This window comes from Albimonas pacifica, assembly GCF_900113695.1.
Taxonomy (GTDB): domain Bacteria; phylum Pseudomonadota; class Alphaproteobacteria; order Rhodobacterales; family Rhodobacteraceae; genus Albimonas; species Albimonas pacifica.
The window spans coordinates 97,508-109,808 of the sequence record NZ_FOQH01000008.1 but is presented as its reverse complement, the minus strand read 5'-3'; the positions used below and the strand labels follow the sequence as shown (position 1 = coordinate 109,808).

Below are 12,301 nucleotides of genomic sequence, written 5' to 3'. Positions count from 1 at the left end.
GCTCACTCCCGCCACCACACGTCCGGCAGCCAACCCGGCCAGTCGCCGTAGAGGGGAAGCCGCTCGGGGTGGTGGAGGTCGGCGCGGTAGGCGATGCGGCTCTCGGGCGCGTACCACAGCGGGATGAACCACAGGCCGGTGGTCAGCGCCCGGTCCAGCGCCCTGACGGCCGCGCGGTGATCCTCGGGCGTCTGCGCCGCCAGCAGCGCGTCGATCGAGGCCTCCACCGCCGGGCTGTCGATGCCCGGATAGTTGCGCGTCCCGGGCTGGGCCGCGCCGGCGCGGCCCCAGTAGAAGCGCTGCTCCGCGCCCGGGCTCAGGCTCATCGCCCAGGTGTTGACGATCATGTCGAAGTCGTAGTCCGAGCGCCGCGCCTCGTACTGCGCCCCGTCCACCAGGCGCACCGAGGCCTGGACGCCCAGCGGCTGGAGCTGGCGGGCGAAGACCTCGGCCACCGTCTCCCAGGCGGGGCCGCCCAGCAGGATCTCGAAGCGGAAGGGCGCGCCGGCGGCGTCGACCAGCACGCCGTTCTCCACCGACCAGCCCGCCTCGGACAGCAGCTTCGCCGCCGCGCGCAGGTTGCGCCGGTTGCGCCCGTCGCCCTCGGTCGCGGGCCAGGCGAAGCCCTCGTCCAGCGCGCCCGCGGGCAGCGCCTCGGCGAAGGGCGCCAGGATCTCCCGCTCGCGGCCCTCGGCGGGCCCCTCGAAGCCCAGGACCGAGCCGCCGAAGGGGCTGCGCACCCGCTCGTAGGCGCCGCGGTTGAGGGTCTGGTTGACCCATTCGAAGTCGAAGGCCAGCGCCAGCGCCTCGCGCACCCGGATGTCCTGGAAGATCTCCCGGCGGGTGTTGAACACGAAGCCGATCATCCCCGAGGGTCGGCCCGAGGGGATCGTCTCCTGCACGATCTCGCCGCGCTGGGCGGCGGGGAACGCATAGCCGTCCTCCCAGCGGGCGGGATCGCCCTCGCGCACCAGGTCGATCTCGCCGGCGCGGAACGCCTCGAAGAGGGCGGCGCCGTCCTTGAACCACTCGTGGCGGACGGTCTCGAAGTTGAAGCGGCCGCGGTTCGCCGGCAGATCCGCCCCCCACCAGTCGGGGTCCTTGCGGAACACCACGCGGCGACCGGGCTCGACCTCCTCGACCGTGTAGGGGCCCGAGGCGACGGGGGGGGCCAGCGAGCTCTCGGCGAAGTCGCGGCCCTCGTAATGGGCCTTCTGCAGGATCGGGCGCAGGGCGAGGATCAGCGGCAGCTCGGCGTCCGGCTCCACGAAGTCGAAGCGGACCGAGCGCTCGCCCGTCCGCTCCCAGCCCGCGACCCGGTCCCAGGTGGCGCGGAAGGCGGGAAGGCCCTTCTCGGCCAGGGTCTCCATCGACCAGATCACGTCCTCGACCATCACCGGGCTCCCGTCGGAGAAGCGCGCGCGGGGGTCGAGCGCGAACTCCACCCAGGCGCGGTCCTCGGGCACGGTCACCGACTGGGCCAGCGAGGGATAGAGCGCGAAGGGCTCGTCGATCGAGCGCATCATCAGCGATTCGATCATCAGCCCGCGCACCGCCCAGACCGAGCGGCCCTTCAGGATGTAGGGGTTGAGCGAGTCGAATCCCCCGATCTCGCCCAGCACGATCCGCCCGCCCTTGGGCGCATCGGGATTCGCATAGGGCAGATGATCGAAGTCCGCGGGGAGGTCCGGCGCGCCGAGCATCGCAAGACCCTGCGTGGGCTCGGCCGCCCACACGCTGCATGTAGCGCCGAGCGCCAGATGCAGTCCCACGAGCGCCCGGACCGCGAGGGCGCGCAGCCCCCCCCGTCCTTCACGCGAAAGCGACGGGAATCGCGTCAAACGCCCGAGGTCGCGAAACTTTCGCTTGCCGAGCGGGCGGGCTGTTCCGTATCCTCTCCCCACTGCTCGATAGGTTTCTTGCCTGTATGAAACCTGCCTCAACACTGGACGCCCTCCTCGGAGGGCGTTCTTTTTTTGCGCCCTCCAGCCTGCTGGTTCCGACCGCCCGATCCGAGGCCCGCTGGCCTGCGTCGGATCGGCGCGTGTCGCTCGATTTCGCGGCTGCGAAGACCTAGGGTCTGGGAGCCGGCGCCACGTGGCGGAGCCGGCGGGAGGATCCCGCCGCCCGACCTGTCCGCGGCGCTGCGCACCCTAATTCTCGCAGGAGCGAAACGCGACATGTCTCTCACCGGAAAAACCGCCGTGGTGACGGGGTCCAACTCCGGCATCGGCCTCGGCATCGCCGAATGCCTCGCCGCCCGCGGCGCCCGGGTCGTGATCAATTCCTTCTCCGATTCCGACGAGGACCATGCGCTCGCCGAGAAGATCGCGAAGGAACACGGCGCGGACGTGGCCTACATCCAGGCGGACATGAGCAAGGGCGACCAGTGCCGCGCCCTGCTGACGAAGGCCGAGGCGAAGTTCGGCTCCGTCGACATCCTGGTCAACAACGCCGGGATCCAGCACGTCTCGCCGATCGAGGATTTCCCGGCCGCGAAATGGGACGCGATCATCGCGATCAACCTCTCCTCGGCCTTCCACACCACCGCCGCGGCGCTGCCGATCATGCGCAAGGGCGGCTGGGGGCGGGTGGTCAACATCGCCTCCGCCCACGGCCTGACCGCATCGCCCTACAAGGGCGCCTACGTGGCGGCCAAGCACGGCGTCGTCGGCTTCACCAAGGTCACGGCGCTGGAGACGGCGCGCGAGCCGATCACCTGCAACGCCATCTGCCCCGGCTACGTGCTGACGCCCCTGGTCGAGGCGCAGATCCCCGACACGATGAAGCAGTACGGCATGGGCCGCGAGGAGGTGATCGAGAAGGTGATCCTCGACCGCCAGCCCTCCAAGGAATTCGCCACCGTCGAGCAGCTCGGCGGCACGGTGGCCTTCCTGTGCTCGGACGACGCGGCCCAGATCACCGGCACCACGATCAGCGTCGACGGCGGCTGGACGGCGCTCTGATCCCCGCGGGGCGGCGGCGCGCGCCGCCGTCGCCCTGCCCGCCCCTCGCGCGACAGCGTGCCTCAACGTGAACGCGAGGCGGCCCCGCCCCCCTCTGCTATGTGTCGACGATCACCAAGGGGGTCGGCGAAGCGTTCATGTCCACAAGCATCGGCTACCGTCCCGACATCGACGGCCTGCGCTCGGTCGCGGTCGTGCCGGTCGTCCTGTTCCACGCGGGCCTCCCCGGCGTCGGGGGCGGCTACGTCGGGGTGGACGTGTTCTTCGTCATCTCGGGCTTTCTGATCACCTCGATCCTGCGGCGCGAGATCGAGGCGCGGCGCTTCTCGATCCTGGGCTTCTACGAGCGGCGGGCGCGGCGGATCCTGCCGGCGCTGTTCGCGATGCTGGCCGTCACCCTGCTGGCGAGCGCGGCGATCCAGTCGCCCAAGTTCTTCGCCGAGACCGGCAAGGCCGCGGTGGCGACGGCGCTGTTCGCCTCGAACCTGCTGTTCTGGAAGACCAACGACTATTTCGCCCCGGCGCTGGAGATGCAGCCGCTGCTGCACACCTGGTCGCTGGCGGTGGAGGAGCAGTTCTACATCGTGTTCCCGCCGCTTCTGTGGGCGCTGGCGCTGCTGGGCGGGCGGTGGGTTCGCATCGGGCTCGCGGCGGCGCTGGCGGGGTCCTTCGCGCTGGCGGCGCTGGGGGTGGCGCAGGGGGCGAACTGGGCCTTCTTCCTGCTGCCCCCCCGCGCGTGGGAGCTGGGCCTCGGCGCGGCGCTCGCCTACGGCATGGCCCCGGCCGCGGCCCCGCGGGCGCTGCGCGAGGCGGTCGGGGCGCTGGGGCTCGCGGCGATCCTCGCGCCGGTCTTCCTCTATTCCTCCGCGACGCCGTTCCCCGGGCTCGCCGCGGCGCCCCCGGCGCTGGGGGCGGCGGCGCTGATCTGGGCGGGCCGCGCGGGCGGGTCGGGCGTCAACCGCCTGCTCGCGACGCGCCTGCCGGTGGCGATCGGGCTGCTCTCCTACTCGCTCTATCTCTGGCACTGGCCGGTGCTGACGCTGGTGCGCACGGTGCTGGTGACGACCGAGCTGCCGATGGGCGCGATGGCGGGCGCGCTGCTCGCGATCCTGGCGCTGTCCTGGGCCTCGTGGCGCTTCGTCGAGCGGCCGTTCCGCAGCCGCGGGCCCGACGGCGTGCCGCGGGGGCGGATCTTCGCGGGCTCGCTCGCCGGCATCGCGGTCTTCGCGGGGCTGGGCTGGGCGGCCTACGCGACCGCGGGCGCGCCGGGGCGCTTCCCGCCCGAGGTGCAGCGGATCTACGCGCTCGCCGAGAACGCCAACGGCAAGTACGACCGCTGCGGCGCGGCCGAGGCGGACGCGCTCTACTGCCCGCTCGACCCCGACGCGCCGCCGGCTGGCCCGGCGGAGCTGCTGATCTGGGGCGATTCCCACGCGCGGATGCTGCTCGCGCCGCTCGACGACGCGACCCGGGCGCTGGGGATCCCCGCGGCGCGGCGCATCGTGGTCGGCTGCCCGCCGATGGTCGGCTTCGACCGCCCCGCCATGGGCGGCCGGCTGGGCTGCAGCCGCAACGCCGAGCGCGTGCTCGCCGATCTCGAGGGCCGCCCGGACATGGCGACGGTGATCCTCATGGCGCACTGGCTGGGCCATTTCGGCGCCGGCGCGCCCGGGCACGCGGACGGCGGAACCGGCGACCTGCGCGAGACCGGCGCCCTCGACCTGCACGGCGACCGCTTCGAGCGGCTCTCGCAGGCGCTGGAGATCACCGTCGACCGGCTGCTCGCCTCCGGGCGCCGGGTGATCCTGCTGGGCCCGACCCCGGTGATGGACTTCGAGCCGCCCGAGATGGTCGCCCAGCACACCCGCTGGAACAGGATCCCGCCGCCGGGGCCGAGCCTCGCCGCCATAGCCGCCGACCAGCGCGCCGCGCTGGGAACGCTGGAGCGGCTCGCCGAGAAGCCGGGCGTCACGCTCGTCCCCCTGACGCCGACGATCTGCGGCGAGCGCTGCCCCTACATGTCCGACGGCCTTCCGATCTACCGCGACGCGGACCATCTGTCGCTGGAGGGCGCGCGCCGGCACTTCTCCGCCTACCTCACCGACGCCTTGACCAGCCTCGGGCGCTGACCCGCCGATCCGCGGAAAGGACCCCCCAGCCATGGCTCGCCGACCCACCAAGACCATCAACCTCGCCCTCCAGGGCGGCGGCGCCCACGGCGCCTTCACCTGGGGCGTGCTCGACCGGCTGCTGGAAGAGGAGGCGCTGGAGTTCGACGGGATCACCGCCACCTCCGCCGGCGCGATGAACGCGGCCGCCCTGAAGACCGGCCTGCTCAACGGGGGGCGGGAGGCGGCGAAGACCTCGCTCGACCGCTTCTGGGGCTCGATCGCGCGCTATTCCTCGGGCCTGCCCAACCCGCTGCTGGAGTGGGTGCGCGCCTTCCACCCGACCACCGAGAACCTCGCCGACGCCATCGAGGCGGGGGCCGGCTGGGGGCTGGGCGACAGCCTGACCCGGATGTTCTCGCCCTACGACCTCAATCCGTTCAACATCAACCCGTTGCGGGGCCTGCTGACCGAGCAGCTGCACTTCGACACGATCTGCACCGCCGAGCCGCCGCACCTGTTCATCTGCGCCACCAACGTGCGCACCGGCAAGGCGCGGGTGTTCCAGGGCGACGAGATCGGGACCGACGCGATCCTCGCCTCGACCTGCCTGCCCTCGGTGTTCCAGGCGGTCGAGATCGACGACCCCGCCACCGGCCGGCGCGAGGCGTTCTGGGACGGCGGCTTCACCGGCAACCCCTCGCTGTGGCCCCTGTTCTACGGAACCCGGGCCTGCGACCTGGTGATCGTGCACATCAACCCCATCGTGCGCGAGGAGCTGCCGCGCACCGCGCGCGACATCCTCAACCGCACCAACGAGATCAGCTTCAACGCCGCCCTGCTGGGCGAGCTGCGCGCGATCACCTTCGTGCGCCGCCTGCTGTCCGAGGGCGTGATCCCGCAGGGCGCGATGAAGGACGTGCTGGTCCACTCGATCGCCGACGACGAGACCATGGGCAAGCTGGGCGTCGCCACCAAGATGCACGCCGACTGGACGCTGATGCAGAACCTCAAGCAGGTGGGGCGGGACGCCGCCGAGCGGTTCCTCGCCGATCACTGGTCCGACCTGGGCGAACGCGCCAGCGTCGACCTGCGCGCGCTCTATTCGGCCTGACCGCGATGGCGCGCCGGATCCTGGTCCTCGAGCACATGGACCACGCCACGCCGGATGCGGGCCTCGCCCATCTGCGCCACCGGGGGGCGCAGGCGCAGGTCGTCCAGGCCTGGCGGGGCGAGGCCCTGCCCGCCCTCGACGGGGTCGACGGGATGCTGGTGATGGGCGGGCCGCAGATGGTCACCGACATCGCCGAACAGCCCTGGATGCAGGCCGAGATCGCGCTGATGCGCCGGGCGCTCGAGCGGGGGCTGCCGATGATGTGCATCTGCCTCGGCGCGCAGATGCTGGCCCACGCGCTGGGCGCGACGGTCGCCCCCGACCCCGAGGGGCGCATCGCCTGGCGCTTCCACCCCCTGCGCGCCCTGCCCGCGGCCGGGAACCCGATCCCCGACGGGCTGACGGTGCTGTCGGGCAACTTCCAGGGCTTCTCGACGCCCCGGGGGGCCGAGCGGCTGGCGACCACCGACGGTCCCTGGGCGAACCAGGCCTTCCGCATCGGCCCCGCGCTCGCCACCCAGTTCCACCCGGAGGTGACGCGGCCGATCCTCGACCTGTGGCAGGCCGAGCTCGCGCCCCATGTCCACAAGCCCGGCGCGAGCACCGTGGCGCAGCAGGACGCCGATTTCGCCCGCTTCGATCCCGCGCTCAAGGCCTGGTACCGGGCCGAGCTGGACCGGCGCTTCGGGCTGATCTGAGGGCCGAAGGGCTTACGGCCGCGTCAGCTTGCCATGAAAGCTTGAATTGACCTTCGGGCCGGGACTTCCCACATTGCGGCCATGATCACGCTCGACATCATCTCCGACCCGATCTGCCCCTGGTGCTACATCGGCAAGGCGAAGCTGGACCGCGCCCTCGAAGGCATGCCGGACCATCCGTTCGACATCCGCTGGCGCCCGTTCCGCCTGAACCCCGACATGCCGCCCGAGGGCATGGACCGGCGCAGCTATCTCGAAGCCAAGTTCGGCGGCCGGGAGAAGGCGAAACGGATCTACGACCAGATCGCCGAGGCGGCCGCGGGCGCAGGGCTCGAGATCGACTTCTCGCGCATCGACCGCACCCCCTCGACCATCGACGCCCACCGGCTGATCCGCTGGGCCCGCACCGAGGGCGCGCAGGGCCGCGTCGTGGACGCGCTGTTCCGCGCCTATTTCGAGGACGGGCTCGACATCTCCGACCGCTCGGTGCTGCTCGACATCGCCGACGCCTGCGAGCTCGACCGCGGCGTGGTGGCGGCGCTGCTCGAATCCGACGCCGACCGCAAGGAAGTGGTCGAGGAGGACGAGGCCGCGCGCGAGATCGGGGTGGGCGGCGTCCCGACCTTCCTGGTCGGCGGAAAATACGTCATCCAGGGCGCGCAGGAGCCCGACCTGTGGATGCGCGTGATCGAGGAGCTCCGCGGCCTGCAGGCCGCGCAGGCGGACGCCGAGCGCGACGCCGGGGAGAGGCAGGAAGCCCAGCCCCCCGTCTGACGGCGGGCGCGGCGGCGGGCCGCGCCGCCTCGCGCCAGCGCGCGGGCGGAGCGGCGCAGACAGGAGGACAGGGTCATGGACGGGCTTGGCAACATCCTGGACGCGATCGGTCAGGACCCCCTGACCCGCTGGCTTCTGCTGGCGATGGCGCTGCGCACCGGCTGGTCGCTGGTCTGCTGGCGGCGCTGCCCTTCGGCGAGGATGCGCCTGACCAGCGAGGCGCTGGAGGCGATCGAGGGCCGACGCCAGGCGCTGTGGCGCCACTCGGCCCGTTTCCTGGTGGTGATGCTGGCGGGGATCTTCCTGGCGGTGGCGGGGCTCTACAAGCTCTCGCAGGCCGGGGACGGCTCGCCGGTGGCGCTGATCATGCTGGTGGGGGGCATGTACCTGTTCATGACCGAACCCGTGCGCCAGTCGATCGCCGACAGCGAGGACCGCGTCCACGCCACCGGCCTGCGCGGCGACCCCCAGGCCCACCAGGCGGCGCTGGCGATGCTCCACGGCAACCACACCTACCTCGTCGCCATCGAGGTGCTGACCACCCTCGCCCTGGGCCTCGCGGTGCTCGCCCTGAGCGGGTCGATGGGGATCGCCTACTGATCCCTGCGCGGGCCTTGCGCGGGGGCTGCGCCCGGGACTGCAGGGGGCGAACGGTCTACAGGCGCCCTGCGGGCGGGCTTGGCTGCGTCGCGACCCTGGGGGGCGGTTCGAGGAATTGCGGAGGCGGGGAGCCTCCGGCGGGCTCCTGACTCACCCAAGAACAAAGCGCCCGCGCCTGTCCTCCGCAGCCGTCTCTCGCTGATGGATGCCTGAGCGACTCGCCCGCCCCGGTCAAGGACAAGCCGCGCTTTGCGCGGTCGCTGCGCGATCCTTGACCGGGGCGGACGAGTCGCTCTTTACGGCATCCGCGAGAGACGGCTCCGGAGAACAGGCGCTCCCGAGGGTGCATGGGGGGCGCGTCGCAGGCGCTCCACGGGGGGCGGGCGGCGTCGGGGGCCAGGTTGGAGAGGCGCGTGGGCGCCCGGGGCGCGAGGGGCGCGCCGGCCGGTGGAGGGGCGGAACCGGGCCAGACGGCTGACGCGCCGCCGCGAGGTCAGGCGGCCTTCCGGGCGGCCTGGGCGAGCTTCGCAAGGTCCCGGGCGATGGAGAAGGCGCCCTTCAGGCGGTCGGCCTCGGTCGCCCAGTCCCGGCGCACCACCACCTTGTTGTCGCGGATCTTGGCGAGGCCGCGCTGCTCCTGCAGCCAGCTCGCGAGGCCCGCGGGGTTCGCATACTTGTCGTCCCGGAACTGCAGCGTCGCGCCCTTCGGCCCGCCGTCCAGCTTGGCGATGCCGGCGCGCTTGCACAGCGCCTTCACCCGCACCACCCGCAGCAGCATCTCCACCTCGCGGGGCGGCTTGCCGAAACGGTCGTGGAGCTCGGCCGCGAACCCCTCCAGCTCGGTCTTGCTCTCCAGGCCCGACAGGCGGCGGTAGAGGCCGAGGCGGACGTCGAGGTCGGGGACGTAGGCCTCCGGGATCATCACCGGCACGCCGAGGCCGAGCTGCGGGGACCAGTCGCCCGAATCGATCGGGCCCTCGGCCTCGCCCGACTTCATCCGCGCGATCGCCTCCTCCAGCATCGACTGGTAGAGCTCGAAGCCGACCTCGCGGATGTGGCCCGACTGCTCCTCGCCCACCAGGTTGCCCGCCCCGCGCAGGTCGAGGTCGTGGCTCGCCAGCGTGAAGCCCGCGCCGAGGCTGTCGAGGGAGGCCAGCACCCGCAGGCGCTTGTCGGCCCCGTCGGTCAGGCGCTTGCGCGGCTCGGTGGTGAAATAGGCGTAGGCGCGCAGCTTGGAGCGCCCGACCCGGCCCCGGATCTGGTAGAGCTGCGCCAGGCCGAACATGTCCGCCCGATGCACGATCAGCGTGTTGGCCCGCGGGATGTCGAGCCCCGACTCCACGATGGTCGTCGCCAGCAGCACGTCGTACTGGCCGTCGTAGAAGGCGTTCATCCGGTCGTCGAGGTCGCCCGCGGCCATCTGGCCGGTGGCGGTGACGAAGCTGACCTCGGGGACCTGCTCGCGCAGGAACGCCTCGATCTCGGGGATGTCGGAGATGCGGGGGACCACGAAGAAGCTCTGCCCGCCGCGGAAATGCTCGCGCAGCAGGGCCTCGCGCACCGTCACCGGATCGAACTCGGCGATGTAGGAGCGCACGGCGAGACGGTCGACCGGGGGCGTGGCGATGACCGAGAGCTCGCGGACGCCGGACATGGCGAGCGACAGCGTCCGGGGGATCGGCGTCGCGGTCATGGTCAGCACGTGGACGTCGGAGCGCAGCTCCTTCAGCCGTTCCTTGTGCTTGACGCCGAAGTGCTGCTCCTCGTCGATGATCAGCAGCCCGAGGTCCTTGAACCGCACCCCCTGCGCCAGCAGCGCATGGGTGCCCACCACCACGTCCACCGTGCCGTCGGCGAGGCGCTTGCGGGTGTCCTGAGCCTCCTTCGCCGGGGTGAAGCGGGACAGCTGGCGCACGTTCACCGGGAAGCCGCGGAAGCGCTCGGCGAAGGTCTTGGCGTGCTGGCGGGCGAGCAGCGTGGTCGGCGCCACCACCGCCACCTGCATCCCGGACATGGCGGCGACGAAGGCGGCGCGCAGGGCGACCTCGGTCTTGCCGAAGCCGACGTCGCCGCAGATCAGCCGGTCCATCGGCGTGCCGGCGGCGAGGTCGCCCAGCACGTCCTCGATGGTCGCGAGCTGGTCGTCCGTCTCCTGGTAGGGGAAGCGGGCGCAGAACTCGTCCCAGGGGCCGTGGGGAGGTTCGAACTCGGGGGCCTTGCGAAGCGCGCGCTCGGCGGCGATGCGGATCAGGCGATCCGCCATCTCGCGGATCCGCTCCTTCATCTTCGCCTTGCGGGCCTGCCAGGCGCCGCCGCCGAGCTTGTCGAGCAGGCCCGCCTCGTGGCCGTAGCGGCTCAGCAGCTCGATGTTCTCGACCGGCAGGTAGAGCTTGTCGCCGCCGGCGTATTCGAGGGCGGCGCAGTCGTGGGGGGCGCCCAGCGCGGTGACGGTCTCGAGGCCCAGGAACCGGCCGATGCCATGCTCGACATGCACCACCAGGTCGCCGGCCGAGAGGGTCGAGGCCTCGGTCAGGAAATTCTCGGCGCGCTTGCGGCGCCGAGGGGCGCGGATCAGGCGGTCGCCCAGGACGTCCTGCTCGGCCACCACCGCCAGGTCGGCGGTCTCGAAGCCGGCCTCCAGCGGCCAGACCGCGAGGTTCACCACGTCCTTCTTCACGTCCGCGAAGCGGGAGACGAGGCGGGAGGCGGGGGCGTCGTGATCCTCCAGCAGGGTCTTCACGCGGTCGCGCGCGCCCTCGGAGTAGGTGGCGAAGATCACCGTCTTCGCCTTCACCAGCGCCTTGAGGTGGGCGGCGAGCGCGTCGAAGACGTTCACCCCCTCCTGCGCCCGCTCGGCGGCGAAGCTGCGGCCGAGGCGGCCGCCCATGTCCACGCAGCCCGGCCCCGGGGGCTGGGGCATGGGGGAGAAGCGGCGCAGGTGGCGGCCCGACAGGGCCTCCAGCCACTGCGCCTCGGAAAGATACAGCAGCTCCGGCGGGCACGGCTTGTAGACGGCGGCGCCCATGGCGGGCTTCGCGCCTTGCGCGTTCTTCCGCGCCTCGTAGTGGTCGCGGACCATCTCCCAGCGGGCCTCGCGCGCCTCCTCGACCTGGTGGTCGAGGGCGACGGGGGCGTCGGGGAGGTAGTCGAAGAGGGTCGCCAGCTCCTCGTGGAAGAAGGGCAGCCAGTGCTCCATGCCCTGCTGCTTGCGCCCCGCCGAGACCGCCTCGTAGAGCGGGTCGTCGAGGCCGGCGGCGCCGAAGGTCTCGCGATACATCTGGCGGAAGCGGGCGATGGCGTCCTCGTCGAGGATCACCTCGGAGACGGGGGCCAGCTCGACGCGCCGGATCTTCTCGATGGTGCGCTGCGTCTCGGGGTCGAAGCGCCGCGCGTTGTCGAGGACGTCGCCGAAGAGGTCGAGGCGCACCGGCGCCTCGGCGCCCGGGGGGAACACGTCCACCACGCCGCCGCGGATGGCGTGGTCGCCGGGCTCGGTCACCGTGGGCGCGCGGTTGAAGCCCATGCGGGCGAGGTATTCGCGCAGGGCGTCGAGGTCGAGCGGCTTGCCCACCTCCGCCACGAAGGAGGCCGCGCGCACCACCGACTTCGCCGGCACGCGCTGGGCGGCGGCGTTGAGCGTGGTCAGCACCACCGCCCGGCCCGGCAGGCCGTCGGCCAGGGCCGCCAGCGTCGCCATGCGCGCGGCCGAGATGTCGGCGTTGGGGCTGATGCGGTCGTAGGGCAGGCAGTCCCAGGCCGGGAAACGCCAGACCGGCAGGTCGGGGGCGAAGAAGGTCAGCGCCTCGGCCAGCGCCGCCATGCGCGCGTCGTCGCGCGCGACATGGATCACCGGCCCGTCGGCCTTGGCCACGAGATCGGCGATCAGCTTCGCGTCGTAGCCCTCGGGGGCGCCGCCGGTCAGGATCGTGCCTTGGGAAAGTTGGGCCTTGTCCGCCATCAGCGCCGAGATAGCGCCGCCCTCCCCGCCGCGCAAGCGTTCGCGCAACGTTCGGGTCGCCGGGTCGCGGGCGAAGACGCCGC

At 72.3% G+C, this 12,301-nt stretch carries 8 protein-coding genes; 6 read left to right on the top strand and 2 right to left on the bottom strand.

Going from position 1 to position 12,301, the window contains the following annotated elements:
* Window positions 1-2: 2 nt before the first annotated feature.
* Window positions 3-1,703 carry an extracellular solute-binding protein gene (locus BM064_RS17700; RefSeq protein WP_425426181.1) on the bottom strand — a complete coding sequence of 567 codons (1,701 nt, stop codon included), beginning with the start codon at window positions 1,701-1,703 and terminating at the stop codon, window positions 3-5.
* Window positions 1,704-2,180: 477 nt separating this feature from the next.
* Here BM064_RS17700 and BM064_RS17695 point away from each other — a divergent pair, with 477 nt between their 5' ends.
* The 6 genes from BM064_RS17695 to BM064_RS17670 all read left to right on the top strand — a co-directional run bounded on the left by BM064_RS17695 (window position 2,181) and on the right by BM064_RS17670 (window position 8,260).
* Complete coding sequence (locus tag BM064_RS17695; protein WP_092861765.1) at window positions 2,181-2,966, top strand: 3-hydroxybutyrate dehydrogenase; 786 nt, start codon at window positions 2,181-2,183, stop codon at window positions 2,964-2,966.
* A gap of 137 nt (window positions 2,967-3,103) precedes the next feature.
* A complete protein-coding gene (locus tag BM064_RS17690; protein ID WP_143103372.1) occupies window positions 3,104-5,095 on the top strand; it encodes an acyltransferase family protein in 1,992 nt (663 codons plus the stop codon).
* A 31-nt stretch (window positions 5,096-5,126) separates the two neighbouring features.
* On the top strand, window positions 5,127-6,188 hold the full coding sequence (locus BM064_RS17685) for a patatin-like phospholipase family protein (RefSeq protein WP_092861761.1): 1,062 nt from the start codon (window positions 5,127-5,129) through the stop codon (window positions 6,186-6,188).
* A 5-nt stretch (window positions 6,189-6,193) separates the two neighbouring features.
* On the top strand, window positions 6,194-6,886 hold the full coding sequence (locus BM064_RS17680; RefSeq protein ID WP_092861759.1) for a type 1 glutamine amidotransferase: 693 nt from the start codon (window positions 6,194-6,196) through the stop codon (window positions 6,884-6,886).
* Window positions 6,887-6,967: 81 nt separating this feature from the next.
* A complete protein-coding gene (locus BM064_RS17675) occupies window positions 6,968-7,660 on the top strand; it encodes a DsbA family oxidoreductase (protein ID WP_092861757.1) in 693 nt (230 codons plus the stop codon).
* Between the two features lie 75 nt (window positions 7,661-7,735).
* Entirely contained in the window at window positions 7,736-8,260 is a 525-nt protein-coding gene (locus BM064_RS17670) for a hypothetical protein (RefSeq protein WP_092861755.1), read from the top strand.
* Between the two features lie 493 nt (window positions 8,261-8,753).
* On the opposite strand, the gene mfd is transcribed toward BM064_RS17670, so the two are convergent.
* Window positions 8,754-12,218 carry a transcription-repair coupling factor gene (gene mfd / locus BM064_RS17665; RefSeq protein WP_092861753.1) on the bottom strand — a complete coding sequence of 1,155 codons (3,465 nt, stop codon included), beginning with the start codon at window positions 12,216-12,218 and terminating at the stop codon, window positions 8,754-8,756.
* Between the last annotated feature and the right edge of the window lie 83 nt (window positions 12,219-12,301).